Annotated in this window: 26 protein-coding genes and 1 pseudogene; 6 read left to right on the top strand and 21 right to left on the bottom strand. The window is 72.5% G+C overall.

Translation table 11 applies throughout. The annotated features are described in order from the left end of the window. Window positions 1-4 precede the first annotated feature (4 nt). Window positions 5-367 (bottom strand): winged helix-turn-helix transcriptional regulator, encoded by a 363-nt coding sequence (locus ACQPZW_RS13485; RefSeq protein WP_433795198.1) that lies wholly within the window; start codon window positions 365-367, stop codon window positions 5-7. Window positions 368-429: 62 nt separating this feature from the next. Here ACQPZW_RS13485 and ACQPZW_RS13480 point away from each other — a divergent pair, with 62 nt between their 5' ends. Continuing rightward, window positions 430-1,080 (top strand): NAD(P)-dependent oxidoreductase, encoded by a 651-nt coding sequence (locus ACQPZW_RS13480; protein ID WP_433795197.1) that lies wholly within the window; start codon window positions 430-432, stop codon window positions 1,078-1,080. 15 nt (window positions 1,081-1,095) lie between these two features. Here ACQPZW_RS13480 and ACQPZW_RS13475 read toward each other — a convergent pair whose 3' ends face one another. Beyond that, window positions 1,096-1,605, bottom strand: a complete 510-nt coding sequence (locus ACQPZW_RS13475) for an NUDIX hydrolase (RefSeq protein WP_433795196.1) — start codon at window positions 1,603-1,605, stop codon at window positions 1,096-1,098. A gap of 68 nt (window positions 1,606-1,673) precedes the next feature. Here ACQPZW_RS13475 and ACQPZW_RS13470 point away from each other — a divergent pair, with 68 nt between their 5' ends. Further along, window positions 1,674-2,468 (top strand): isocitrate lyase/PEP mutase family protein, encoded by a 795-nt coding sequence (locus tag ACQPZW_RS13470; protein ID WP_433795195.1) that lies wholly within the window; start codon window positions 1,674-1,676, stop codon window positions 2,466-2,468. A 143-nt stretch (window positions 2,469-2,611) separates the two neighbouring features. On the opposite strand, the gene menC is transcribed toward ACQPZW_RS13470, so the two are convergent. Genes menC through ACQPZW_RS13455 form a run of 3 tightly spaced genes read right to left on the bottom strand, consistent with a single transcriptional unit; the run spans window position 2,612 to window position 5,026 of the window. Next, window positions 2,612-3,718, bottom strand: coding sequence for an o-succinylbenzoate synthase (gene menC / locus ACQPZW_RS13465; RefSeq protein WP_433795194.1), 1,107 nt, complete (start codon window positions 3,716-3,718; stop codon window positions 2,612-2,614). Window positions 3,719-3,722: 4 nt separating this feature from the next. Further along, entirely contained in the window at window positions 3,723-4,391 is a 669-nt protein-coding gene (locus ACQPZW_RS13460; protein WP_433795192.1) for a MurR/RpiR family transcriptional regulator, read from the bottom strand. Then, window positions 4,388-5,026 (bottom strand): GNAT family N-acetyltransferase, encoded by a 639-nt coding sequence (locus ACQPZW_RS13455; protein ID WP_433795191.1) that lies wholly within the window; start codon window positions 5,024-5,026, stop codon window positions 4,388-4,390. The genes ACQPZW_RS13460 and ACQPZW_RS13455 overlap by 4 nt, the downstream gene beginning before the upstream one ends. Window positions 5,027-5,122: 96 nt before the next feature. Here ACQPZW_RS13455 and ACQPZW_RS13450 point away from each other — a divergent pair, with 96 nt between their 5' ends. Beyond that, window positions 5,123-6,211: a M20/M25/M40 family metallo-hydrolase gene (locus ACQPZW_RS13450; protein WP_433795190.1), complete on the top strand. Its 1,089-nt coding sequence runs from the start codon at window positions 5,123-5,125 to the stop codon at window positions 6,209-6,211. On the opposite strand, the gene ACQPZW_RS13445 is transcribed toward ACQPZW_RS13450, so the two are convergent. Next, window positions 6,201-6,386, bottom strand: coding sequence for a hypothetical protein (locus tag ACQPZW_RS13445; RefSeq protein ID WP_433795189.1), 186 nt, complete (start codon window positions 6,384-6,386; stop codon window positions 6,201-6,203). The genes ACQPZW_RS13450 and ACQPZW_RS13445 overlap by 11 nt on opposite strands. An 85-nt stretch (window positions 6,387-6,471) precedes the next feature. Here ACQPZW_RS13445 and ACQPZW_RS13440 point away from each other — a divergent pair, with 85 nt between their 5' ends. Then, the gene (locus ACQPZW_RS13440; protein ID WP_433795188.1) at window positions 6,472-6,729 is read left to right on the top strand and encodes a DUF3040 domain-containing protein; all 258 of its coding nucleotides are present in this window, start codon (window positions 6,472-6,474) and stop codon (window positions 6,727-6,729) included. A gap of 31 nt (window positions 6,730-6,760) precedes the next feature. On the opposite strand, the gene ACQPZW_RS13435 is transcribed toward ACQPZW_RS13440, so the two are convergent. The 7 genes from ACQPZW_RS13435 to ACQPZW_RS13405 form a co-directional block, all read right to left on the bottom strand. After that, window positions 6,761-7,285 carry a hypothetical protein gene (locus ACQPZW_RS13435; RefSeq protein WP_433795187.1) on the bottom strand — a complete coding sequence of 175 codons (525 nt, stop codon included), beginning with the start codon at window positions 7,283-7,285 and terminating at the stop codon, window positions 6,761-6,763. A gap of 82 nt (window positions 7,286-7,367) precedes the next feature. Then, window positions 7,368-7,907, bottom strand: a complete 540-nt coding sequence (locus ACQPZW_RS13430) for a hypothetical protein (protein ID WP_433795186.1) — start codon at window positions 7,905-7,907, stop codon at window positions 7,368-7,370. 22 nt (window positions 7,908-7,929) lie between these two features. Next, window positions 7,930-9,102, bottom strand: a complete 1,173-nt coding sequence (locus ACQPZW_RS13425; protein ID WP_433795185.1) for an ABC transporter permease — start codon at window positions 9,100-9,102, stop codon at window positions 7,930-7,932. Between the two features lies 1 nt (window position 9,103). After that, window positions 9,104-9,823 carry an ABC transporter ATP-binding protein gene (locus ACQPZW_RS13420; protein WP_433795184.1) on the bottom strand — a complete coding sequence of 240 codons (720 nt, stop codon included), beginning with the start codon at window positions 9,821-9,823 and terminating at the stop codon, window positions 9,104-9,106. Beyond that, window positions 9,823-10,950 carry an efflux RND transporter periplasmic adaptor subunit gene (locus ACQPZW_RS13415; protein WP_433795183.1) on the bottom strand — a complete coding sequence of 376 codons (1,128 nt, stop codon included), beginning with the start codon at window positions 10,948-10,950 and terminating at the stop codon, window positions 9,823-9,825. Before ACQPZW_RS13415 ends, ACQPZW_RS13420 begins: the two co-directional genes overlap by 1 nt. A 57-nt stretch (window positions 10,951-11,007) precedes the next feature. Continuing rightward, the gene (locus ACQPZW_RS13410) at window positions 11,008-12,153 is read right to left on the bottom strand and encodes an efflux RND transporter periplasmic adaptor subunit (protein WP_433795182.1); all 1,146 of its coding nucleotides are present in this window, start codon (window positions 12,151-12,153) and stop codon (window positions 11,008-11,010) included. Between the two features lie 55 nt (window positions 12,154-12,208). Then, the gene (locus ACQPZW_RS13405) at window positions 12,209-14,482 is read right to left on the bottom strand and encodes a histidine kinase dimerization/phospho-acceptor domain-containing protein (protein ID WP_433795181.1); all 2,274 of its coding nucleotides are present in this window, start codon (window positions 14,480-14,482) and stop codon (window positions 12,209-12,211) included. Window positions 14,483-14,544: 62 nt separating this feature from the next. On the opposite strand from ACQPZW_RS13405, the gene ACQPZW_RS13400 reads away from it, so the two are divergent. Beyond that, window positions 14,545-14,904 (top strand): response regulator transcription factor, encoded by a 360-nt coding sequence (locus ACQPZW_RS13400; RefSeq protein ID WP_433795180.1) that lies wholly within the window; start codon window positions 14,545-14,547, stop codon window positions 14,902-14,904. A gap of 37 nt (window positions 14,905-14,941) precedes the next feature. Here ACQPZW_RS13400 and ACQPZW_RS13395 read toward each other — a convergent pair whose 3' ends face one another. The 3 genes from ACQPZW_RS13395 to ACQPZW_RS13385 form a co-directional block, all read right to left on the bottom strand. Continuing rightward, window positions 14,942-15,745 (bottom strand): ABC transporter permease, encoded by an 804-nt coding sequence (locus ACQPZW_RS13395; protein WP_433795179.1) that lies wholly within the window; start codon window positions 15,743-15,745, stop codon window positions 14,942-14,944. Continuing rightward, a complete protein-coding gene (locus tag ACQPZW_RS13390; protein ID WP_433795178.1) occupies window positions 15,742-16,593 on the bottom strand; it encodes an ATP-binding cassette domain-containing protein in 852 nt (283 codons plus the stop codon). Before ACQPZW_RS13390 ends, ACQPZW_RS13395 begins: the two co-directional genes overlap by 4 nt. A gap of 286 nt (window positions 16,594-16,879) precedes the next feature. Further along, window positions 16,880-17,524 carry a PadR family transcriptional regulator gene (locus ACQPZW_RS13385; RefSeq protein WP_433795177.1) on the bottom strand — a complete coding sequence of 215 codons (645 nt, stop codon included), beginning with the start codon at window positions 17,522-17,524 and terminating at the stop codon, window positions 16,880-16,882. A 287-nt stretch (window positions 17,525-17,811) separates the two neighbouring features. On the opposite strand from ACQPZW_RS13385, the gene ACQPZW_RS13380 reads away from it, so the two are divergent. Then, entirely contained in the window at window positions 17,812-18,606 is a 795-nt protein-coding gene (locus ACQPZW_RS13380; RefSeq protein WP_433795176.1) for an inositol monophosphatase family protein, read from the top strand. Between the two features lie 137 nt (window positions 18,607-18,743). On the opposite strand, the gene ACQPZW_RS13375 is transcribed toward ACQPZW_RS13380, so the two are convergent. From ACQPZW_RS13375 to ACQPZW_RS13355, 5 genes and pseudogenes are all read right to left on the bottom strand, one after another. After that, complete coding sequence (locus ACQPZW_RS13375) at window positions 18,744-19,343, bottom strand: LutC/YkgG family protein (RefSeq protein WP_433795175.1); 600 nt, start codon at window positions 19,341-19,343, stop codon at window positions 18,744-18,746. A gap of 263 nt (window positions 19,344-19,606) precedes the next feature. Continuing rightward, window positions 19,607-21,030 (bottom strand): annotated as a pseudogene (locus ACQPZW_RS13370) (lactate utilization protein B); the annotation flags it as partial. Further along, window positions 21,027-21,761 carry a (Fe-S)-binding protein gene (locus ACQPZW_RS13365; RefSeq protein ID WP_433795174.1) on the bottom strand — a complete coding sequence of 245 codons (735 nt, stop codon included), beginning with the start codon at window positions 21,759-21,761 and terminating at the stop codon, window positions 21,027-21,029. The gene ACQPZW_RS13365 and the pseudogene ACQPZW_RS13370, both read right to left, overlap by 4 nt. Window positions 21,762-21,763: 2 nt before the next feature. Next, entirely contained in the window at window positions 21,764-23,143 is a 1,380-nt protein-coding gene (locus tag ACQPZW_RS13360; protein ID WP_433795173.1) for a rhamnulokinase, read from the bottom strand. Further along, the gene (locus ACQPZW_RS13355) at window positions 23,140-25,170 is read right to left on the bottom strand and encodes a bifunctional aldolase/short-chain dehydrogenase (RefSeq protein WP_433795172.1); all 2,031 of its coding nucleotides are present in this window, start codon (window positions 25,168-25,170) and stop codon (window positions 23,140-23,142) included. Before ACQPZW_RS13355 ends, ACQPZW_RS13360 begins: the two co-directional genes overlap by 4 nt. Between the last annotated feature and the right edge of the window lie 302 nt (window positions 25,171-25,472).

The raw sequence follows: 25,472 nt of genomic DNA, 5'->3' as shown, positions 1-25,472 counted from the left end.
TGTCTCACGGCCGGGAGTGAGCCCGCCGGGCCTCGATGAGGTCCGGCAGGTTCTCGTGGCACCAGTCGCGGGCGGCGTCGATCAGGGTGAGCAGGCTGCGGCCGAGCGGGGTCAGCTCATACTCCACGTGGGGTGGGTTCGCCGGAAACTCCGTACGCGTGACCATGCCATCGCGTTCCATCGCCCGCAACGTCTCGGCCAGCACCTTCTTCGTGATCGACCGCAGCGGGACCAGCAGCTCACCGAACCGGCGTGGCCCGCCCTCCAGACAGATCACGACCATGGCCGTCCACTTGTCACCGACCTGCACCGGCACCTGCCGAGTCGGGCACTCCGGCGCGAACATCTGCGGATCCAGGGTCTCCATACGCCCAAGCTAGCGCCGGTTTCGTTGCGGTAACCAGACCCCTGTCGGCTAGCGTCCGCCGCATGACCAGCATCGTGATCTTCGGAGCCGGTGGCCGCGCCGGCCGGGCCGTGTCCGCCGAGGCCGAACGCCGCGGCATCCAGGTGACGTCCGTCGTCCGCGACCCCGCCGGGCACCGGCTGACGGGCCGGGTCGTGCGGGGCGACGTCCTCGACGCCGGCTCGGTGGCCACTCTCGTCGCCGGCCACGACGCCGCCGTGAACGCGGTGTCGCCCGCCTCCGGCCCGGAAGCGCTGGAGAGGCTCGGTGCCCTCGACGGCGAGATCTACGTCAGCGCCACCGACAACCTCCTCGACGGGCTCGCCGCGTCGGGCGTACCCCGCCTGATCGTGATCGGGCTCTTCGCCAACCTGGTCGACGCCGCCGGCAGTCCGCTCTACGACGACCCGGCGGTGCTGCCGGCCAAATTCCGGGACTTCGCGGTCGCCCACACGGCCGGCCTGGAGCGGCTACGGGCCGCCGAGACGCCCGTCGACTGGCTGGTGCTGACCCCGCCGGCGCAGCTCCTGGAGGCGCCGCGGCTGGGCGCCTACCGCACCGGCGGCGAGACCGGTGGCGGTTTCACCCTCTCCTACGCCGACCTGGCGGTGGCGGTGATCGACGAGATCGAGACCCCGCGGCACCACCGCACCCGCATCTCCGTCTTCGACTGAAGCCCACCGAGCGCCTCAGAGGGCGTCCGGCCGGTTCAGGGCGGGGTGTCTCTCGTCCGCCGTCGCGAACCAGGCCGGGCCCTGCGGGTCGAGGGCGCTGCCGATCCGTAGCCGCGACCATTCGTCGAGCTCCGGCAGGGCGTCCGGCGCGAACCAGCCCACCTCCAGGGACTCGTCGTCGGCCGCTCCGGCCTCGCCGCCGACGGCCCGGCAGCGGAACCACACGTTCAGGTACTCGCAGCGGTCGCCGTTCGGATAGACCACCGGATGCGACGCCACCCCGGCGAGCCGCACGATCTCCGCGCGCACCCCCGTCTCCTCGAAGACCTCCCGCACCGCGGTGTCCGCGGGCTGCTCGCCGGGGTCGACCACCCCGGCCGGCACCGACCAGCGCCCGTTGTCGGACCGCCGGGCCAGCAGCACCCGGCCCCGGTCGTCGAGGACCACGGCGCTCGCTCCGGGCAGCATCAGCAGGTCGTGCCCGATCACGCCACGTAGGCGCTTGATGTATTCAGAGACAGCCACTCCCGAAACCCTAGAGACCCGCTTCCAGGCGGCGATGCCCGGCGCGGCCGGTGTGGCAGGGTGGGGCCATGGACGCGGTGCGGAAACGCTTTCGGGAGTTGCACGAGGCCGGGACGTTCGTGATGCCGAACGCGTGGGACGTGGGCTCGGCCCGGGTGGTGCGGCAGGCCGGTTTCGCCGCGCTGGCCACCACGTCGTCGGGGCTGGCGGCGAGTCTGGGCAAGCTGGACCAGCAGGTGACCCGGGACGAGTTGGTCGCCCACGTGGCAGCGGTGGCGGCGGCTGTCGACGTGCCGGTGAGTGTGGACTCGGAGTGGCTGTTCGCCGAGACCGCCGAGGGGATCGCCGAGACCGTCGGCCTGCTGGCGGCGGCGGGCGCGGCCGGCCTCTCCATCGAGGACTACCACCCGGTCAGCGAAAGTGTGCAGCCGCGGGCCGTCAGCGCCGAGCGGGTGGGTGCGGCAGCCGAGGCGGCGCGGCGTCACGGTCTGGTGCTGACCGCGAGGGCCGAGAACCTGCTGTACGGCCACACCGACCTCGACGACACGATCGCCCGACTGATCGCCTACCGCGACGCCGGCGCCGAGGTGCTGTTCGCACCGGGTCTGACCACGCCGGAGGAGATCGCCCGGGTCGTCGAGGCGGTGCGGGCCCCGGTCAACGTCCTGGCACTGCGCGGCACGCCGAGCGTCCCCGAGCTGGCGGCCCTCGGTGTGCGCCGGGTGTCGACCGGTGGATCGCTCGCGTGGGCGGCCTACGGCGCTCTCCGCGACGCCGCCCGCGAGCTCCTGGAGACCGGCACCACCGGTTACCGGGCCCGGGGCCTGACCTCCGCCGAGGTGGAGTCCACCTTCGGCCCCTGATCACGGCCGAACGCACCGGAAACCGGCGGGCCCTGAGCAGAGCCGGCGGGCGCCGCTCGCGTAGCCGAGCCGGCGCCGCTCCGTGACCAGAGCCCGGCGGGCGCCGCTCGCGTAGCCGATCCATAAGGCGCCGCTCCCGCACCTCAAACCGGCCGGTCGTCTCCGAAGTGATCGTGGGCGACCGTGGTGGCGGCGACGAAGGGCAGGTCGGGGGCGAACCCGAGGCCCGGCGTCGTGGGGACGTCGACCCAGCCGTCGGTGCAGACGACGGGGGCGGTGGTGATGTCGCGGGCGTAGTACTTGGCGGAGCCCGACACGTCCGAGGGCAGCGTGAAGCCGGGCAGCGAGCTGAGCGCCACGTTGGCGGCCCGGCCGATGCCGAACTCGTGCATGCCACCGCACCACACCGGTATGCCGTGGTCGCGAGCCAGGTCGTGCGCGCGGACCGCCGGGGTGAGCCCGCCCATCCGGGAGACCTTGATGTTGAGGATCCGGCCGGCCCGCAGGCGCAGGGCGGTCTCCAGGTCGTCCACCTCCTCCACCGATTCGTCGAGGCAGATCGGGGTGGCGAGGGCGGCCTGGAGGGCGGCGTGGCCGACGAGGGCGCGTGGCGCGTACGGCTGCTCGATCATCAGCAGTCCCAGGTGGTCGAGCTGCCGGAAGACGGCGACCTCGTCGACGGGGTAGGCGCCGTTGGCGTCGACGTGCACGGGCAGGTCGGGGAACGCGGCACGGACGGCGCGGACGGGGGTGACGTCCCAGCCGGGGGCGATCTTCAGTTTGACCCGGCGGTAGCCGTCACCGACCCGCAGCGCGACCTGTTCGAGCAGGTCGTCGACGGTCGGCTCGATGCCGAGGGACACGCCGGCCGGGACGCGGGCCCGGTCGCCGCCGAGTGCTTTCGCGAGCGGCACCCCCGACATCTGCGACCACAGCGCCCAGGCGGCCATGTCGAAGCCGGCGCGGGCGAAATGGTTGCCGCGCACCCTGCTCATGGCGGTCGCGAGCTCGGACGGATGCTCCCAGCCGGCGCCGAGGACGATCGGCGCGAGGAACGAGCCGGCCACCGCCCAGCAGCTGTCGACGGTCTCGGCGGAGAAGTACGGACCGGAGGGTGACGCGATCTCGCCCCAGCCGACGGCCCCGTCGGTGCTGGTCAGGGTGACGATGATGTGCTCGAGGTCGCGTTTGGCGTGCGAGCTGGTCCGGAACTCGTGGACGAGCGGGAGCCGGACGCGGCGCAGCTCCACGCGGTCAACCTTGATCATCATGCTCCGCATACAGTCCGAGCTCGGCCGCCAGCTCGTCGCGCAGGTGCAGGCGGCGGCCGGCGCCCTTCGAGCTGGCGATGGTCAGGGTGGCGAGCAGGTGCAGGGCGAGCGCGACCGAGGTCGGCGAGTTGGCGTAGGAGGCGCTGCCCGCGCCGATCACGATGCTCGTGGTGGCGACGGCCGCGAGCGGGGCGTCGTCGGCGTCGGTGATGAGGACCAGGTCACCGCCGCGGCGCACGTAGGTGGCGGCGACGTCGACGGTCTCGCGACGGTACCGGGACATCGACACGGCGACGAGCAGGTCACCCTGGCGGATGTCACTGAGCACGTCGAGTGCGCGCAGGGAGCCGTCACCGACCAGGTGCACCCCGGACAGCCCGGCGCTCAGGTCGGTGGCCAGCATCGACGCGTAGGCGAGCGATTTGCCGTACCCCAGAAGGTAGCGTCGCCGGGCCGAGACGATGACGGCGGCGGCGCGCTCGATGGCGTCCTGTTCGGCCGCCCAGGCCAGGGCCTTCTCGAACTCCTCGCGCTGCTGATCGAGGACCCGCTGCTTGAGGACCTGCGCGGAACGGCGCTGGACGTTGCGGTCGAACCGTTCAGAGGGCGTCGAGCGAGAAGCCGGGGCCGGAGGAGAGGAGGGCGTCGTCATGATCGGACATTCTCGAACGTGCAGGTCACCCGGTCGCCCTCGCGGGTCACGCCGGTCCAGCGGGCTCCGGCGGCGAAGTGCCGCTCCAGGCCGGCGCGCAGCACCACCCGGTCGCCGGCCGGGGATCGCACCGCGCCGGCCGGGACGCCGGGTTTGCGCGCGTGCCACAGATCCCAGCTGACCAGGACACGGTCGGTGCCGCCCCCGTAGTAGTCGGGCAGGAACCGGACCCCGGTCGCGCCCAGCACGTTGAGGTTGAAGTGGGCGTTGCGTACCGCGTACGGATCGAAGGTCCACCGCATGGTCCGTGCCCCGGTGCCGCGGGCGGTCTCGGCCTGGGCCTGTTTGAGGCGCCGTCCGACGCCGAGGCCCTGCGCCTCTGCCGCGACCACCGTGGCCTGCGAGTAGTGGTAGAGCTCGCCGCCGTCGACGGCGGCGAAGCCGTAGCAGAAGCCGATCATCGTGCCGGTGCCGTCGAGAGCGCCGATGACCGAGCCGGAGTTCTCCCGGAGGGCGGCGAGCAGGCGTGGACTCACCGCATACTCCGGCTGGTCGTAGCCGAAGACGGACCGGTAGAGGCGGGACGCCGCGGTGAGCTCGGCCGGCCCGTCCAGCTCTCGCACGACAACGTCCATGACAGCCTCCGCTTCAAAGATACGTCTCGTATGTTCACCATCCTGGCAACATCACCGCTCTTTGACAACGACCCGCGGGCAATTTAGCTTTCGCATATGCCCTCAGCCACGCTCGAAGCGCTGCATCGTTACACCCGGTGCGAGTCGCCCACCGGAGACGCCCGGGCGCTGGCCGCCCTGGCCGAGGTCCTCGACGCCGACGCGGCCGCGGCGGGCTTCCACACCGCCCGCGAGACGCACCCGACCGGCGACCACCTGATCTGGAGCCTGCCCGCCCGCGGCGCCGGTGGCGATCCGATCCTGCTGCTCAGCCACTACGACACGGTGTGGCCGGTCGGCACACTGGCCGAGATGCCGTGGTCGGCCGACGGCGACGTGATCCGCGGGCCGGGCGTCTACGACACCAAGGCGGGCCTCGCCGCCCTCCTCTCGGCGGCGGGTGAGATCAAGGATCAGGACCATCCGGAGGTACGGGTGATCGTCGTCGCCGACGAGGAGATCGGCTCGCCGACCGCCGGTGACCTGGTCCGCGCCGAGGCGGCCCGGTCACGGGCGGTGCTCGGCCTGGAGCCGCCACACCCGGGCGGCGACCTGAAGACCGGGCGTCGCGGCAGCACCCGGGCCCGTGTCGAGGTGACCGGGGTGGAGGCGCATGCGGCCCTCGACCCGGACGCCGGCGTCAGCGCCATCGACGAGCTGGTCGACCAGCTCCTGCGGGTGCGCTCGGTGGTCGCGTCCCGCCCGGTGCTGCTCAACACCGGGACGATCGCGGGCGGCGGGCGCACCAACGTGGTCGCCGGGCGGGCCCACGCCGATCTGGGCCTGCGCTTCTCCGACCCGGACGACGAGGAGGCGGTGCTCGGCGAGCTCCGGGGCCTGCGCCCGGTCCGGGACAGGGCCGTGGTGGCGGCGCGACTGCTGTCGCACCGGCCCACCTGGCGGCCCGGTCCGGCCGGCACCGAGCTGCTGGACAGGATCCGGGCGGTCGCCGCCGGGATCGGGCAGAGCATCGACGGGCGGCCCGCGGACGGCGCCGCCGACACCAACACGACGGGCGCGCTGGGGCTGCCGACGATCGACGGGCTGGCGCCGTACGGTGGGGGCGCCCATGCCCGTACCGAATGGGTGTCGGCCGGCGGCATCGCCGAGCGCACCGCCCTGCTCGCCGCCCTGCTCACCGCCTGATCGTGGGATCCTTGCCGGTGGGCTCGCCGAGGTCGGCGTCGGGTGGCACCAGCTCGCGGTCGGCTTCGGCGATGCCGCGGGGCCGGGCCGCGGGATGGCGGGGCAGGTGCGCCACCTCCTCCGCGGGCGTCTCGGACGGCTGATCGGTCGGGTCTTTCGTCGGCTCTTTCGTCATGGGTACAGATTTCCCTCCAACGACTCGTTTAGACTCGCGGATCTCCGGGTATCAGTCCTGCCTCCACTCTCCGGGAGGGACATCGATGCTGAACGATGACGACCGGCGAACGATCGCGGAGCTCGATCGCCGTTTCCACATGAGCGATCCCGAGTTCGCCGCGCGGATGGCCGGCACGCCGGCAGAGGTTCCGTTTCCCGCGGTCGCGGTGCTGTGTGCCGCCCTCTTCATCCTCGTCCCACCGGCGATGCTGCTGTTCGGCTGGGCGGGGCTGGTCGTCGTGGTCGACCTGTTCCTGGCCGGTCTCGTCGTCGAACTGGTGCGCCGCCACCGGCGCCGCTGACCGCTCTCGTCGGCCTCCCGGCCGGGCCGGGTCACGCGACGACGTCGACGAGGTCGCCGCTGGTCAGGACGCCGCGCAGGGCGTCGAGGCGGACGCCTTTCGACTCCAGCAGACCGATCAGACGGTACGGTCCGGTGGCGGCCGCCGTGACGTCCGCGGCGCTCATGCCGAGCAGCCGGCTCAACCCGGCGAGCTTGGTCTCGTCGCGCAGTCCCGCGTTCTCTCCGAGCGGACCGCCGGGCAGGGGCGGCAGTGACGTGTCCCGGTCGGGATGGGTCTTCCCGGCGATCCGCTCGGCGATGTCGTCGACATGGGCGGTCGCGGCCGTCTCCGGCGTCAGCCCGGACTTGATCGCGGTGATCAGGTCCTCGTGCGCGACGCCCCGCTCGGCCGCGACGTCGTTGAGACTGCGGCCCGTGTCGAGTCGCGCCCGAAGCTCGTCGGCGGGGAGGCCGAGCGCCGCGGCGAGCCTGGCCATCGGGTTCTCCCGGCGCTCGGTGGACGGGATCCATCGGTACGAGTACGCGCCGGTGGAAGCGGTGACACCACTGATCATGGCCGCAGACATCGGCGGCGAGCCGGCGATCCTGTGACTTCCGGCCACCGGATTCGCTACCGCACGGAAACCGCCGGAGGGCTCAGCCCGCGGTCACGGTGGTCGCCGTGACGATGCCCTCGGCGTCGGGGACGCCCTCGACGGTCACCGGCACGCCGGAGGTGATGCTCTCCAGGGTGGCGGTCTGGCTGACCTTCACGAGGGTGCTCTCGCCGGTGCGTACCGTGATCGTCTCCCCGTCGGGGGTCTGCACGTAGAGGGTGGTGCCGTCGACCAGTTTGACCGTGCCGACGGTGCCGCCCGCGACGGCCGGCTGGGCGCCGCCGCCGGACACACCACCGGGCCCGCCGCTGGGCCGGCTGTCGGGGCCGCGGGAGCCGCCGACTCCGCTGGGCATGCCGGCGCCGTTCGGCAAGCCGGCCGGGGCGTCCTCGGCGCCCCAGCGCTCGTGGGCCTGGACGCCGCCGAGGAAGCCGCCGGCCAGCAGCACCGCCCCGAGCAGCGCCAGCGTGGTGCGGTTCCACCAGCGGCGCGGGGCGGCCGCGGCGAGCGCCTCGTTCAGCTCCGGGTGGGTGCCGGAAGGGCGGGACAGGACCTCGGTGTCGTGGTTCGCAGGCGTCACGGGGCGTTCCTCATCAGTAGGCTCACTCATAGCGGAGGGCGTCGATCGGGCGCAGGCGGGCGGCGCGGGCGGCGGGCAGGCCGCCGAAGAACAGCCCGATCAGGACCGAGACGCCCAGGGCGAGGGCGACCGAGCTGGGCAGGATGACGGGCTGCACCCCGACGATCGGGAAGCGGCTGCCGATCACGGCGACGGCGACGCCCAGACCTCCACCGATGACACTGAGCAGGGTGGCCTCGATGAGGAACTGGGAGAGGATCACCCGGCGGGGCGCGCCCAGCGCCTTGCGGATGCCGATCTCCCGGGTCCGCTCGGTGACCGTCACCAGCATGATGTTGGTGATGCCGATGCCGCCGACGAGCAGGCTGATCGCGGCGACCGCCCCGAGCAGTGCGGTGAAGGTGCCGGCGGTCTCGGTCTGGGTCGCCAGCAGCTGGGAGGCGTTCTGCACCCGGTACGAGCCGGCGTCCAGCCGACGGTCGAGGATCGTGCTGATCTCGGACTGGACGGTGTCGACCTTCGCCGGGCTCTCCGCCTCCACCAGCACCGAGCTGAGCGAGCCGTAGCCGGCGAGCACCTGACGGACGGCACTGATCGGGGCGACCGCGGTGTCGTTGAAGTCCTGGAAGCCGGCCGAGCTCTTCTGCTGGAGCACGCCGGTGACGGTGAAGAGCGCGCCGCCGACGGTGACCTGCTGCCCGACCGGGTCGACACCGGGGAACAGCTCCTCGGCCACGGTCTGCCCGATCACCACGACCCGGCGGGCCTGCGCCTCGTCGTCGGCGGTGAAGATCGCGCCGGTCGCGACCGGGAAGTTGGAGGCGGCGAACCAGCTGGGCGTGGTGCCGACGAATGAGGCGATCTCGTGCTCGGCGCCCTCGAAGGTGAGGGTGGCGGAGGTGCTGACCACGGGCGACACCGACCGCACGTCGGGGGCGACCTCCCCGTCGTCGAGGGATTCGGCGATCCGCATGGTGAGGCCGCCGCCGGCCCGGCTGGTGCTCATCACGGTCAGCGTGTTGGTGCCGAGCGCCTCGATGCGGGAGGCGATCGCCTGTGCCGAGCCGTTGCCGACGGCGACGAGCAGGATGACGGCGGCGACGCCGATCAGGATGCCGAGCATGGTGAGCATCGAGCGGAGCTTGTTGGCTCCGATGCCCCGCAAAGCGAATCGTAAAATCTCCGTATAATTCACCCTAGACCCCCGCAGCTGCGTGTCGTCCGGACGGCTCCTGCCGGTCGTCGCTGGTGATCCGGCCGTCGAGGAGCTTGATCAGCCGGTCGGCGCGCGCTCCCACCTCGTCCTCGTGCGTGATCAGCACGATCGTGCGGCCCGCCGCGTTGAGCTCGTCGAACACGGCGAGCAGATCCTCGGTGGCGTGGCTGTCCAGGTTGCCGGTCGGCTCGTCGGCCAGCAGCAGCGCCGGCTCGGTGACCAGCGCGCGAGCCACCGCGACCCGCTGCTGCTGGCCGCCGGAGAGCCGGCTCGGCTCGTGTTCGGCCCGGTCGGCGAGACCCACCAGGTCCAGCGAGAACATCGCCCGGCGGCGCCGTTCGGCGGCCCTCATGCCGGAGTACGCGAGGGGCAGCTCGACATTGGCGACGGCGCTGGTCCGCGGGATCAGGTTGAACGCCTGGAAGACGAACCCGATCAGCCGGTTCCGGGCCAGCGCGAGCTGGGCGTCGCTGAGCGAGCCGACGTCCACCCCGTCCAGCAGGTAGGTGCCCGTGGTCGGGACGTCGAGGCAGCCCAGGATGTTCATCAGCGTCGACTTGCCGGAGCCGGAGGAGCCCATGACCGCCACGTACTCGCCGCGCTCCACCGCCAGGGTCACCCCGTCGAGGGCCCGGATCTCGGTGTCACCCTCGCCGTAGACCTTGGTGATCTCCCGTACGTCGAGAACCGGCCGCCCCATCAGCGACCGCCGTTCCCGCCGCCGCCCGGGGGCGCACCGCCACCGGGGAAGCCGCCGCCACCGCCGCGCAGGTTGGTGGTGGTCGTGCCGGCCGTCGTGCCGACCGGGACCACGACCCGTTCGCCGGAGGCCAGTCCCGAGGTGACCTGGGTGGCGTCGTCGCCCTCCAGGCCGACCTGCACCTGACGGACCTCCTGCCGGCCGGCGCTGTCCAGGACGGTCATGGTGTGCCGGTTGCCGACCGTGGTGACCGCGGCCGAGTTGACCATGACGGCGTTCTCGACGCTGCCGGTGACCACCGCGACCGTGACGGTCTGGCCGGGTTTCGCGCCGTCCGGCGGGTTCGGCAGGCTGACCGTCACCCCGTACGTGACGACGCTGTCCTTGCTGGTGGCGGTCGGGTCGATGGCCACCACCTCACCGGTCGTCTCGGCGTTCTGCAGCGCGTTCCAGACGATGGTCGCGCTCTGGCCGGCCTTGAGCTCGGTCGCGTCGGCCTCCGAGAACGCAGCCGTGACCTGCAGTTTCGTGAGGTCCGCGAGGTCCACGAACCCGCTCGCCGACCCGCCGTCCGACGACGAGCCGCTGCTCGCCGACGAGCTGCCGAGGGTCCCGTTGACAGCGGTCACGGTGCCGGCCATCGGGGCGGTCAGGCGGGTGCCGGCGACCTTCGCCTCCGCCTCGTCGACCGCCAGCCTCGCCTCGGTGACCGCGTTCGACGCGCTGCCGGTGTCGGTGCCGGCGTCCTGCGCCCGGTCCAGCGCGTCCTGCGCCGCCTCCAGGTCGGCCCGCGCCAGCTCCAGATCCCGTTTGGCGTCGGTGTCGTCGACCCGGGCCAGCAGGGCGCCGGACTTGACCGTCTGACCGACCTTCACCGGGATCGCGGTGACCGTGCCCGACGTGGTGAACGTGGCGGTCGCCGTGGACGCGCTGGCCACCGACCCGCCGGCGGAGACGGTCCGGGTCACGGTGCCCTGGGTGGCGGTGACCGTCCGTACGCCGGACGCGCTGGCGCGGGTCGTCTCCGAGGTGTCCCGCAGCAGGGCCCGGCCCCAGAATCCGGCACCGACGATCAGGAGAGCCAGCAGGGCGTTGACGGCCGTGCTGGGACGACGCAGCGCATTCACACCGTCATCATGCCTTCCGGCCGGTTCGTGGCGTGCTGTGTTCCGGCATTCCCGTCGCTACCAGGAACGCACCACCTGGTCGCCCTGCTCCAGTCCGCCGGTTATCTCGGTGTATCGGTCCCCTCGGAGCCCGACGGTCACAACGCGCTCCTCCGACCGGTTGGCGACGTGGAGCAGCACGGTGCCCGATCCGCCGGACACGTCGTGCACCGCCGTCGACGGCACCCGCAGCACGTCGGTGGCCTCACCGGTGCGCACCTTGATCTGGGCGCTCTGCCCGACGAGCAGCCCGTCCGGCGCGTCGGCGAAGGCCAGCACCACCCCGAAACGCACGAGCGTGCCGTCCGAGGTGCCGGCCGGATCGACCTGCGCCACCTCGGCCGTGTAGAGGTCCTCGGAGTCGGCCAGGCTCACCGTGGCGGTCTGCCCGGGGACCAGGGCGCCCGCGTCCGCCTCCGGGAAGTCGGCGCGCACCTGCATGGCGTACGTGTCGGCCAGGCTGATGAACGTCGCCCCACTCCGGACCCGGTCGCCGACCTTGCCCTCGACAGCCACCACGGTGCCGGCGATCGGCGCGGTGACGACCGTGCCGTCGAGCGCGCGCTGCGCCGCCTCGACCGCACGGGCCGCCCGGTTGACCTGCTGTTGCGCGGTGAGCACCTGGTCGCCGCCGGCGTCCGGGTAGCCCCGGGTCGCACACGGGCCGGCGGCTCTCGCCGCGATGGCGCCCCGGATCCCGGCCGCGCCCGCCGGCACCACGGTCTGCCCCGGCCGGGCGCAGGCGGTGGCGCTCGCGGTGGCCCTCGCCGCGACGGTCGTCGCCTCGCCGAGCCTGGCCCGGGCCTCGGTGAGGCTGCTCCGGGCGTCGCTGAGGTCGTCGGCGGCCCCGGTGTCGTCCAGCACGGCGAGTTTCTGGCCCTTGCTGACCCGATTGCCCGGACGGACCAGAACCGACTCGACGGATCCGGCCACCGAGAAACCCAGACTGCGGGTGGTGGCCGGTTCGACCGCGCCGGTGGTCGCCACATCCAGAGTGACGGCGCCCCGGTCGACGACGGCGACGACGATCGCGGCCGGCTTGTCGCCGCCGTCCCGGCTGAGGGCCCCGATCACGCCCCCGGCCACCGCCCCGCCGACGACGATCACGGCCCCGATCAACCGAATGCGCCCTTTACTCGCGTTCTGCCCCGTTGTATCGCTCACGAACGTGATTGTTGCTGTTTCGACCGAGACGGCGGCCGGGATTCTCCAACACCGGTCACGATGCCCGGGTCAGCTGGCGGGAGATCGTCTCCATCGTGTCGCTGATCTCCCGGGCCCGCTCGTGCAGGTCGTGCAGCACGTCGCCGGTCGCCGGATCATGCAGCGCGCGGTCTTCGAGATCCGCGCAGAGGGCGGCGAACCGGTTCGCGCCGAGCGTCGCCGAGGACGCCTTCAGGCTGTGCGCGAGACGGGCCAGATTACGGGTGTCGCCGCCGGCTGCCGCCTCGTCCATGCGTTCCAGCAGGCCGGGCAGCCGGTCGGCGAAGTTGTGCAGGATCTCGGCGAGCCGGCGACGGTCCTCGGGCTCGGCGTCCGGTCCGGCGATCACGTCGACACAGGCCCGGATCGTCTCCGGCTCACCGTCGTCCGGGCCGGGCAGCGGTCCCGCGCCGGCCAGACGGACATCCGCGTACGCGGCAGCCGTCGCCAGAATGACGTCGAGATCACCGGAGTCCACCGGGCGCGGCAGCACCCCGTCCACACCGGCCGTCACGAAGTCCTCCCGCTCCTCGGCGTCCGAGCAGATCGCGACGATCCGCGGCACCCCGTGCAGCGGCGGGTCGGCGTGCATCAGCCGGGCCGCCGACGGGCCGTCCAGGACCAGCAGGCCGGAGCCGAGCAGGACCAGGTCGTACCGGTCCCGCTGGATCGCCTCGACCGCCGCCTCCCCGTCGGCGACCGTGAGCACCCGATGCCCGCGGCGCTCCAACTGGCGCCGGGTCAGCCGCTGGTCCACCGGATCGTCCTCGGCCACCAGCACGAGCAACTGCTGTTTGCGGCCCTCGACGGGGGTACGGCCGAACCGGTCCGGCTGTCGCGCCTCGTCCAGCAGCACCGTGACGGTCACCGTCGTACCCCGGCCGGGTCTCGTCTCGGTGGTGACGCCGCCGTCCATCGAGGCGGCGAGCCGACGGGCCAGCCGGATCCCCGGGTCGGACCGGTGCTCCGCCGGGACGCCGAGCCCCGTGTCGCGGATCGAGAAGCGCACCTCCAGACCCTCGGCCCGGGTGTGTGCCGAGACGCTGACCGTGACCGCCCCGTGCTCGGTGGTGGCGACCGCCTGGCGCAGCAGCGCGGTCAGGATCCGGCGCACCCGCACGTCGTCGCCGCGGACACGTTCCGGGCAGCCCGCGGCCAGATGTGCGGCCAGGTGCAGGCCCTTCGCCTCGGCGGCGGCCGTCACCGGATCCATCGCCCGGCGCACACAGCCACGCAGCGAGAACGGCCGCCGGTCCAGCGGCAGATCGCCGCTCTCGACCCGGGCCAGGTCCAGCAGGTCGTCGATGACGCAGAGCAGGGTGGTGCCGCTGTCGTGGACGGTGGTGGCGAGCTCCCGCTGCCGCTCGTCGAGCTCCGTCTCCAGCAGCATCCCGGTCATCCCGGTCACCGCGGTCATCGGCGCGCGTACCTCGTGGCTCATCGCGTCCAGGAACGCCGAGCCGGCCGCGTTCGCCGCGGTCGCCCGGTCGCGGGCCCGGCCCAGCTCCGCCATCGCCTCGTTGAACGTGACCGCCAGACCGGCCAGCTCACGCGGGCCCCGCACCTCCACCGGGGTGAGATCGCCCTCGCGGGCCCGCCGCACGGCCGCCGCCAGCTGGTCCGCGGTACTGGTCAGGCGGCGCCTCACCACGCGGCCGCCGATCAGCACCACGATCCCGGCCAGCACCGCCACCCAGACGATCAGCCAGCGGCTGTTGCGGGCGACCGCGCCGACGTCGCCGATCCGCCGGTCCAGCCGGACCTGCTCATGGCTCAGCATGCCGTCGGTGGCGGCACGCAGCGTGGCGATGTCGGCTGCCGGGTCGATCCGCGCGAGAAGCCCGCGGGTCACCGGGTCGTCGCCGGCCAGACGGCCCACCTCGTCCGCGCGCAGCCGCACGAGGTCCGCCGGCGCGGTGGCGACGACGGCCGGCGGGCTGAACGGGTCGGCGTCCGGGGCGGCCGGCTGGACCGCCGCCGCGCCGGCCGGATCGGCCACGTCCGCGGGATCCATCGGCTCCAGCGCGCCGGCCTCACCCGGATCACCCGGGGGAGCCACCGGCGGCGTCGGGGCCGGTGCAGGCGCCGCCAGCGCCTCCACAGCGGCCCGCAGCGCCACGATGCTGTTCATGATCTCGCCGGATCGCCGCAGCTCGGCGTGGGCCTGAAGGCTCTCGTCGTTACGCAGGAACCCGGTCGCCGCGACCGCGACGACCGCCGTGAGCGTGAGCAGCACCCCGGCGCGCAGCAGCCGGCTGACGCTCCAGATCCGGTCCCCGAAATCCGGCACGGCCCTTACTGTATGGAGTGATCAACGGCGCCGGGGACGCTTTGCATCAGCAGGGGGTGAGGGTGACTTCGGTTCTCGTGGTCGACGACGATCCGACACTGCTGCGCATCATCGAGACGGTCCTGACGTCGGCGGGCCTGCAGGTGTCGTCCCGCAACACCGGGCAGGCCGCCCTGCGCGCCGCCCACGCCCACCGGCCGGACTGCGCGGTGCTCGACGCCGGCCACGACATGACGGCCACCGCCCTCTGCCAGGCCCTGCGCGCCGCCGAGGACACCGCCGACGTCCCGATCCTCCTGCTCACCGAGCGCGGCCGATGGCTGGAGGTGGCCGCCGCCTTCGACGCCGGCGCCGACGACTACCTGTCCAAGCCGTTCACCGCCCAGGACCTGGTCCGCCGCGTCGAGGCCCTGACCCGGTGATCCGGACCCCACCGCGGCGGGGTCCGGATCAGGCGTCCTACACCGACTTCTGGTACGCCCGGAACGTCCGGGTCGACAGCAACACCATCGCGGCCGCCGCCACCGCCAGCCACCCGCATCGGACGGCGACCAGGCCCCAGTCCGATTGCGCGCTCATCGCCGCCCGGGCCGCGTCGAGCGCCCAGTTGACCGGGTTGCCGTCGGCGACCGTCCGCATCCACGACGGCATCAGCGACTCCGCCATGAACGCCGACGACAGGAACGTCAGCGGCAACAACAGCAGCGTGTTGACGCCGATGATGGTCTCCCGCTGCCGGACCAGCATCCCGATCGTGTTGGACAGTGCGCTGAACACCGTGCCGAGCAGCAGCGCCGCTACCAGCAGCACGGCGAGCCCCGCCACACCGCCCGGATAGCCGGCCCCGGCCGCCAGCCCCAGCAGGATGATCGCCAGAACCTGCACGGTGGTGCTGATCCCCTGCTCGACGACGAGCGCGTTCATGATCGCCGACCGGGACACGGGTGTGGTGAGCAGCCGGTTCATGGTGCCGCGCTCGATCTCCTCGAGGATGCCCATCCCGGCCCACATATTCGACGAGACCGCGGTCATCACCACCACCCCGGGCACGATGTAGTCGAGATAGTCACCCGCCCCGAACCCCGGCAGCTCCACCACCCGGCGGAACAGATTACCGAACAGAAGCAGCCAGATCGCCGGCTGCACCAGCAGGATCACCACGAACGCCGGCTGCTTGACCAGCACCTTCAGCCGCCGCCCGGTCATCCACCAGGTGTGCGCCGCGAGCGTTCCGAGGACCGGCGCACCGGTGCGGGCGCTCATGCCGCGAACCTCCGTCCGGCGTGCCGCAGGTACACGTCGTCCAGCGACGGCCGTGCGACGGTGACGGCCGCGACACCGATGCCCGCCGACTCCAGCGCGGCCAGGGCCGCCGGAACCGCCGCGGCGCCGTCGTCGGCCCGGGCACTGAGCCGCCGCCCGTCGAGGGCGACCTCCCGCAAGCCGCCCACCAGCGCGATCACCTGCCGCGCCGTCGGCTCATCCGGCGGTTGCCGCAATTCCAGATGTACGGCGTCCCCGCGCAATTCCCCCTTGAGGTGCTCCGGAGTCCCGTGGGCGACGACCCGCCCACCGTCGACGATGGCGAGACGCGCCGCCAGCCGGTCCGCCTCGTCCAGGTAGTGCGTGGTGAGCAGGATCGCCATCGACTCGTCGGCGGCGAGCCGCCCGATCTCCGCCCACATGGCCGCGCGCCCTTCCGGGTCCAGCCCCGTGGTCGGCTCGTCGAGGAACAGCACGACAGGCCGGTGCACCAGAGCCAGCGCCACGTCGAGGCGCCGCTGCATGCCACCGGACCAGCCGCGGACCACCCGGTCGGCAGCGCCGGTCAGGTCGAAGCGGTCGAGCAACTCGCCGACTCGACGGCGGAGGGCGGTGCCCCGTACCCCGAAAAGGCGCCCTTGAAGTGTGAGGTTCTCACGGCCGCTCGCCATCGGGTCGAGCGCGGACCGCTGGGCGACCACGCCGATGTCCCGTCGCACCCGCTCCGGATGCCGCAGGACGTCATGACCGGCGACCATGGCACGGCCGGAGTCGGGCCGGGCCAGGGTGGTCAGGATCTTGACGGTGGTGGACTTCCCGGCGCCGTTCGGCCCGAGCAGGCCGAACACCTCGCCGCCCGGACGTCGAGGCTGAGCCCGTCGAGCGCTTTCACGCCGCCGGGATAGGACTTGCGTAGTTCGTCAGCCGTCACGGCATGACTCATGGTGATCACTCCAGATCTCCACGGCCGTGTCCGGATATCCTTGTTGCTGCTACACGCCTCGGATGCCCGGACCGTTCCCGCGGTCGGTGGTGAGGTGGCGGCCCCGCCCGGTGTTCCCGCACCGGCCGGGGCCCTTCTACATTCGGTTTGCCAGGCCCTCCCGGCGCGTCCCGCACCGGTCGGAGCCCTTCTCACTCGGGCGGTGGGCCATCTCCCATCAGTGCGCTGATGTCGGGGATGGCCCCGGTCTCGTGGGCGCGCCGCCAGGCGGCGATCCCGGGGACCGATCCGTCGAGCAGCTCCCGGTGGAGGCCGGACACCCAGGCCTCCTCGGCGACCCGCACGGCCAGCGCATACTCCGCCTCGATGAGGAAGAGTCGCGGCACCTCCCGCCGGGCGGCGGCCAGAGCGGCCCGAGCCGCCCGGTTCTCCGCCGTGAGGATCTCGAGCCGCTGCCCCAGCAGCTCGATCATCTCGTCCGGTGAAAGCACCCCGGCGACCGACAGAGCCGACCGCAGCTTCGGATAGTCCTGTTCCGGCCGGCCGATCAACTCCCGGAGCCAGTCGGTCATCTCGTGCCGGCCGGCATCGGTGAGCCGATACACCGTGCGCTCGGGCCGACGGCCTTCCCGGACCGTCTCCGCCGCCACGATGAACCCGTGCTTCTCCAGGTTCTGCACGACCGTGTAGAGCGAGCCCCACTGGATCTTGATGTCTTGATCCTTGCCGAAGGCCCGCAGCTGAGCGGCGATCTCGTAGGGATGCATGGGCTGGATGGACAGCGTCGCCAGGATGTGCAACCCGAGCAGGTTGCCCACCTTGCGCCGCTTGCCCATGACCCCGCTCCGAACTGTCGCCGCCGATTACTCGTCCACGAGTATTACGCACACGAGCAACCAACTTCAACCCCGGGAACCGTTCGGCCGGGGACGGCAAGCTTCGATGTCCGCTCGTGGCGGCACCCGATCGGCGATTCGGGTCGACTCGCCGCCCTCGGCCGAGGGCGAGGCGGCCGGTGCTCACCGAAGGGCCGCAAGCGCGCCCGGATCCGGCACCGGGTGCGCCTGCCGGCCCCGCGGTGACCGGACGGACGTCAAGACCGGCAGGTCCATAGAGTGCACGTATGTCGATCAGCGACCTGGATCTGGTCATCGCCGCGGCCGAGGCCGGGGCCGTCGTCGTGCGGTCCCACTACGGGTCGTCGCTTGCGCGCTTCGCGAAGGACGGCGACGACTTCGCGACCGTCGCCGACATCGAGGCCGAGCGGGCGATCCTGGCGATCCTGCGTGACGCCCGGCCCGGTGACCAGGTGCTCGGCGAGGAGAGCGGCCGCACAGGTGACGGCGACGGCGACCGGATGTGGCTGGTCGACCCGCTCTGCGGCACTCTCAACTACGCGGTCGACACCATGCCGGCCTCGGTCAACGTCGCTCTGCGGGTCGGTGACCGGGTGACGGTGGCGGCGTCCGCCGACCCGTTCAACGACGAGGTCTTCTGGACCGGCGGTGCCGGCGCCTTCGCCCGACACCGTGGCGAGGACCGGCCGCTCGTCCCGTCGGCCGCCTCGCGCCTGGTGGATCTCAACCTGGATCCGCCGTTCCCGAACCGGCCGGACTTCCTCGCGGCGGCGCTGCTGTCCGACGACGTCTTCATCGAGCGGTTCCGGCCCCGGGTCGTCTCCACGACACTCGCCGTGGCGTGGGTCGCGGCCGGGCGGCGGGCGGCCTACGTCACCGACGGCCACCTGCGTGACAGCGTGCACTTCGCCGCCGGGATCGCCCTGTGCCAGGCGGCCGGCTGTGTGGTGACCGGCCTCGACGGCCAACCGCTGCACACCGGCCGGGGCGGTCTGGTCGCCGCGGCGGACCCGGACACCCACGCCACCCTCCTGGCCCTGATCGCCGCCCGGCGCCGCTGAACGCCCACGCCGCCCTACCGGCCCTGATCGCCGGCCGGCGCCACTGAACGCCCACGCCGCCCTCCCGGCCCTGATCGCCGGCCGACGCCACTGAACGCCCATGAATCAGGCCACCGCAGGACGGCCGACCGGGGCGGTCAGTCGGTGAGCAGGAGAACGCGCAGGTTGCGGGGGCCGTGGACGCCCTCGACCCGGTTGAGCTCGATGTCGCTGGTGGCGGACGGCCCACTGATCCAGGTCAGCGGGCGCGTCGCGTCGAGGCGGGCGACCGCGTCCGGCACCGACGCGACCACCTGCGCCGGCCGCAGCACGATGACGTGCACGTCCGGGAGCAGCGTGATGATGCGCCGCCCCTGGTCGGGTGAGGCGTCCAGCACGATGGTCCCGGTCTCGGCGACCGCCACGGCCGCGGCGGTGAGCACGGCGTCGGCGGCGGCGATGCGGTCCGGCGTCAGGTCGTCGTCGGCGAAGGCACCCTCCGGGCGCCACTCATCAGGCAGACCAGGGGGTACGAGCACCGTCCCGCCCTCCCCGACCAGCCCGGACACGGTCGCGGCCACCTCGGCCGACGTCACCCGGTACACCTCGGCCTTGTAGTCGACGAGCCGGTCGACGAGCACCTCGATGTCAGGCGTGTTCGTCCCGGCGGGCCGGTAGTCCCGCGGCACCTCGGGCACCACGGGCGCGTCCCGAAGCGCGGCCCGAACCCGCGCGAGAACGAGTTCCCGAGAGCTCATCACCCCTCCTGATTCTCAGCAGAGCCACCAGCCGCCGCCGAACCACCGGGCCCGGCCGAATCACCCGGCGCACCCGAACCACCCGGCGCATCCGAACCACCAGGCGCACCCGGCGCACCCGGCGCATCCGAACCACCCGGCGTAGCCGAGCCATCGGGCCCAGCGGACCCGCCTGACCCACCGGACCCCCCGGACCCAGCGGAACCACCCGGCGCGACGGAACCGGTGGGTATCGGGGAGGGCCCGCCGGAAGTGCCGGCCGGACGCTGGGCCCACCAGTCGCGGAAGGTCTGTTTCGGGAACTCGGGCAGGTCCCGCCCGGCCGTCCACCCGGACAGCGGCGGCGGCAGGCCACGACCTCGCCGGCCCACGATGCGGGCCATCTTGGCGGCGCGCTGCGCGGAGGCGTACAACCGGGGCCGGTCCATGATCCGTGCGGCGGCCGCCATGGCCGCTTTCTCGGCCGCCGCATGGGGTGCCTTGTCACGTAGATGGACCAGCAGCGACGGGATGTCGATCTTCACGGGGCAGGCGTCGAAGCAGGCGCCGCAGAGGGACGACGCGAACGGCAGCGAGGCGTTGTCGGCGATCCCGGTGAGCTGCGGCGACAGGACCGCGCCGATGGGGCCGGGGTAGACCGAGCCGTACGAGTGCCCGCCCGTCCGCTCGTAGACGGGGCACACGTTGAGGCAGGCCGAGCAGCGGATGCAGTGCAGCGCGGACCGTCCGACGGTGTCGGCGAGGACGGCGCTGCGCCCGTTGTCGAGCAGCACGAGGTGGAAGCTCTGCGGCCCGTCCCCGGGGTGACCCCGGTCCACATGGTGGTGTACGGGTTCATCCGCTCCCCGGTCGACGCCCGCGGCAGCAGTTGCAGGAAGACTTCCAGGTCACGCCAGGTCGGCAGCACCTTCTCGATGCCCATCACGGTGATCAGGGTGTCGGGCAGGGTGAGGCACATCCGCCCGTTGCCCTCGGACTCGACGACGCCGAGCGTGCCGGTCGCCGCGATCGCGAAGTTGGCCCCGGAGACCGCCACCTTGGTGGACAGGAACGTCTCCCGCAGGTACCGCCGGGCGGCTGCGGCGAGGACGGGCGGGTCATCCGTCAACAGAGGATCCACGCCGGGCATGGCCCGCAGGAAGATCTCCCGGATCTCCGACCGGTTCCGGTGGATGGCAGGCACCAGGATGTGACTGGGCTTGTCGTCGCCGAGCTGCACGATCAGCTCGGCCAGGTCGGTCTCGACCGGCGTGATCCCGGCCGCTTCCAGTGCCTCGTTGAGCCCGATCTCCTGGGTGGCCATCGACTTGACCTTGATGACCCGTTCCGAGCCGGTCGCCTTCACCAGCTCCGTGACGATGGTGTTGGCCTCGTTGGCGTCGGCGGCCCAGTGCACGACGCCACCCGCCGCCGTCACCCGGGCCTCCAACTCCTCGAGCAGCTCGGGGAGCCGGGACATCACGTCGGCCTTGATCGCCGAGCCGGCGTCCCGCAGCAGCTGCCAGTCCGGCAGCTCGGCGATGACCCGGCCGGACTTGCCGCGGATCGTCGTCGTCGCGTGCCGCAGGTTGCGCCGCAGCTGCGAGTTGCCCAGCGCCTCACGGGCGGCGACCGGGAACGGCTGGTCGCCGCGTAGATGGCCGACACCCCGTGGCGCGGTCGCCGGCATGCCCAGGAAGGTGCTCATGCGTACTCCGTCGAGGCCAGGATCTCGGCGAGATGGACGGTCCGCACGCCGGTCTGGAGCCGGGACAGCCCGCCGCCGATGTGCATCAGGCAGGAGGAGTCGCCGGCGGTGCAGACGTCGGCGCCGGTGGAGACGATGTGGGTCATCTTGTCGGCCAGCATCGCCGTCGACGTCTCCGGGTTCTTGATGGAGAACGTGCCGCCGAACCCGCAGCACTGCTCGGCGGCGGGCAGCTCGACCAGGTCGAGCCCGCGGACCTGCCGCAACAGTCGCAGCGGCTTGTCGCCGACCCGGGTCATCCGCAGGCTGTGGCAGGTCGGGTGGTAGGTGACCCGGTGCGGGTAGTACGCCCCCACGTCCTCGACCCCGAGCACATCGATGAGCAGCTCGGACAGCTCGTAGGTGCGGGCCGCCACCGATGCGCTGCGCGAGGCGAGCCCCGCGTCGCCGTGGGCGGTGGCGACCATGCCGTGCTGGTGCCGGATCGACCCGACGCACGAGCCCGACGGCACCACGATCACGTCATACGGGTCGAACACCGAGGCGTACCGTTTGACCAGCGGTAACGCCTGTCTCTGGTACCCGGTGTTGATGTGCATCTGGCCGCAGCAGGTCTGCTCGGAGGGGAACACCACCTCGTGACCGAGCCGTTCGAGCAGCCGCACGGTGGCCTTGGCCGCCTCCGGGAAGAGCGTGTCGGCCAGGCAGGTGGCGAAGAGCGCGATCCGCACGGTCACCTCCCCACTCGTGCGGCCGCGGCGTCCCAGTCCGAGTCCGGGCCTGCCGGTGTGTAGCGCACGATGCGTTGAGTCTCGCGCACCAGCGCCCGCAGCGCATCCAGTCCACCTTCGACGACTCCGGCGGCACGGGCCTGGACGAGCAGGTTGCCGATGGCGGTGGCCTCGACCGGACCGGCCAGCACCGGCAGCCCGCAGGCGTCGGCGGTCAGCTGGCAGAGCAGCCCGTTCAGCGCTCCCCCACCGACCAGGTGCACCACGGAGATCTCCCGGCCGGCGAGCTCCCGGGCCTGGCGCAGCGCGCGCCGTTGCGCGAGCGCCAGACTGTCCAGGATGCAGCGCACGATGGTGGCGCGGCCGGCGTCGGCGGGTAGCCCGGCCAGTTTCCGCAGCCGGCCCGCCATGTCGCCGGGCGGCAGGAAGACCGGGTCGTCGAGGTCGACGACGTGGGCCAGGCCCGGTTCGGCGGCGGCCGCGGCCAGCAGCGCGGGCAGGTCGGGTGAGCCCCACTCGCGCAGGCACTCCTGCAGCGGCCACAGGCCCATCACGTTGCGCAGGTAGCGGATCGTCGAGTCGACGCCGCCCTCGTTGGTGAAGTTCGCCGCCCGCGAGGCCTCGCTGAGCACCGGCTCGTCCAGTTCCAGGCCGACGAGCGACCAGGTGCCGCACGAGATGTAGGCGAAGTCGTCGCCCTCGGCCGGGACGGCCACCACGGCGCTGGCCGTGTCGTGCGACCCGACCGCGATCACCGGCGTCCCCTCGAAGTCGCCGATCCGGTCGCCCGGGTGCCGCACCGGCGGCAACAACCCGGCCCGCAACCCCAATTGGGAGATCAACGGCAAGGACCATTCGCGGGTACGGACATCGAGCAGCCCGGTCGTCGACGCGTTGGTGTACTCCGCGCCGATCTCCCCGGTCAGCCAGTAGGCCAGCAGGTCCGGGATCATCAGCAGCCGGTGCGCCGCCGCGTACTGTGCCGTCGGCTCGGCCGCGACCAGCTGGTAGACCGTGTTGAACGGCAGTCGCTGCAGCCCGCAGATGCCGTAGAGGTCCCCGATCCGGTCGGCGATCCCGTCGGTGCGCGAGTCCCGGTAGTGGACCGGATTGCCCAGCAGCGCCCCGTCTGCGTCGATCAGCCCGTAGTCGACGGCCCACGAGTCGATGCCGATGCTGCGGACCGGACCGGCCTTGGCCAGCCCGTCGAGCACTCCCCGGTACAGCGACAGGATGTCCCAGTGCAGGGTGCCGCCGACGCGCACCGGCTCGTTCGGGAACCGGTGCACCACCTCCAGGTCCAGGGTGCCGTCGTGGAAACGGCCGACCACGACGCGCCCACTGGACGCGCCCAGATCAACGGCGGCGAACGCCTCGCTCATCGCAGGAACGCCGCGGCGACACCCGCGTCGACGGGGACGTGCAGGCCGGTGGTGTGGGTCAGGTCGCCGCCGGTGATCGCGAAGACCGCGTTGGCGATGTGCTCCGGCAGCACCTCCCGCTTGAGCAGGGTGCGCTGCGCGTAGAACTCGCCCAGCTTCTCCTCCGGCACCCCGTAGACGGCCGCACGGTCGGCGCCCCATCCCCCGGCGAAGATGCCGGAGCCGCGTACCACTCCGTCGGGGTTGATGCCGTTGACCCTGATGCCGTGCGGGCCGAGCTCGGCGGCGAGCAGGCGGACCTGGTGGGCCTGGTCGGCTTTGGCGGCGCCGTAGGCGACGTTGTTGGGCCCCGCGAAGATCGAGTTCTTGCTGGAGATGTAGATGATGTCGCCGCCCAGGCCCTGCGCGATCAGCACCCGCGCGGTCTCCCGCGACACCAGGAACGAGCCCTTCGCCATCACGTCGTGCTGCAGGTCCCAGTCGCGGGCCGTGGTGTCCAGCAGCGACTTCGACAGCGACAGGCCGGCGTTGTTGACGACGAGATCAACCCCACCGAAGGCCAGGACAGCCTGTTGTACGGCAGCAGCCACCGCATCCTCGTCGGTGACGTCGAGGCTCACCGCCACGGCCACGTCGGCGCCGCCGATCTCCGCGGCCACGGTCGCGGCCGCCTCGGTGTCCCGATCGCTGACCACGACGCACGCGCCCTCGGCGGCCAGCCGCAGCGCGATCGCCCGGCCGATGCCCGAACCCGCGCCGGTGACCAGGGCGATCCGGGTCGCGAGGGCCTTCGGCTTCGGCATGCGCCGGAGTTTCGCCTCCTCGAGCGCCCAGTACTCGATGCGGAACTTCTCCGACTCGTCGATCGGCGCATACCGGGAGATCGCCTCGGCGCCGCGCATCACGTTGATGGCGTTGACGTAGAACTCGCCGGCCACCCGGGCGGTCTGCTTGTTGGCCCCGAAGGAGAACATGCCCACGCCCGGGACCAGCACGATCGCCGGGTCGGCGCCACGGATCGCCGGGCTGTCCGCCGTCGCGTGCCGCTCGTAGTAGCCGCGGTAGTCCGCCCGGTACGCCTCGTGCAGCTCCCTGAGGCGGGCGGTCACCTCGTCCAGCGGGGCGTCCGGGGCGGTGTCCAGGACCAGCGGCTTCACCTTGGTGCGCAGGAAGTGGTCCGGGCAGGAGGTCCCGAGGGCCCCCAGCTCGGCGAGACGCTCGCTGCCGACGAACTCCAGGACCACGTCGCTGTCGTTGTAGTGGCCCACCTGCGGGCGGTCGGTGGAGGCGAGACCGCGGATCACCGGGAAGAGGGCGGCGGCGCGTGCTCGTCTCTCCTCTTCGCCGAGCGCCGCGGTGACGGCCGCCCCGAACGGCTCGCTACGCCCGTGCTCGGCGATGTACGCCGCGGCGGTGTCGATGATCTCGTTGGAGTTGGCCTCGCACTCGTCGCTGGTCGCGCCCCACGCGGTGATCCCGTGCCCGCCCAGGATGACGCCGATCGCCTGCGGGTTGGCCCGGTACGCGGCGGCGATGTCCAGGCCCAGCTGGAAGCCCGGCCGTCGCCAGTCCACCCAGAGCACCCTGTCGCCGAAGATCTCCTTGGTCAGCGCCGGCCCGTCGGCGGCCGTCGCGATCGCGATGCCGGCGTCCGGGTGCAGGTGGTCGACGTGCGGCGCGTCCACCAGCCCGTGCATCGCCGTGTCGATGCTCGGGGCCGCCCCGCCGCGCCCGTGCAGGCAGTAGTCGAAGGCGGCGACCATCTCGTCCTCGCGCTCCACACCCGGGTAGACGCCGGCCAGCGCGCGCAGCCGGTCCAGGCGGAGCACGGCCAGCCCCTTCTCGGTGAGGGTGCCGAGGTCGCCGCCGGAGCCCTTGACCCACACCAGGTCGACCGGCTCACCGGTCACCGGGTCGGTGTCGGCACCCTTGGCCGAGGTGTTGCCGCCGGCGTAGTTGGTCGTCCGCGGATCCGCACCGAGGCGGTTCGAGCGGGTGATGAGCTCGGAGACTACGGGGTTGGTCATGGGGGATCCGCTCTTCATTCGTCGTGTTCGGCGTTCACAGCGTGAAACGTTTCAGAGTTACGGGTAGATTACGTGCGGCCGCTCACCCGGGTCAAGGCCAAACCGCCCCGCTTCCCCACCTCCGAGCCGGCACCCCCGGCCGCCACACACCTCCACCCGCCGCCCTCCTCCCCCGCCGCGTTCCGCTTCCTCACCGACCACCTCGTCCGCTCCTCAACTGGCCGGTCGACCTACGAACCGGCGATGGCGACCGCAACTCCGGTGATCCGGGCGTAGACCGACGACGACACGGCCGCCTGCCT

This window comes from Actinoplanes sp. CA-252034 (assembly GCF_050956125.1).
Classification (GTDB): Bacteria; Actinomycetota; Actinomycetes; order Mycobacteriales; family Micromonosporaceae; genus Actinoplanes.
This window is presented reverse-complemented; position numbering and strand designations above follow the sequence as displayed.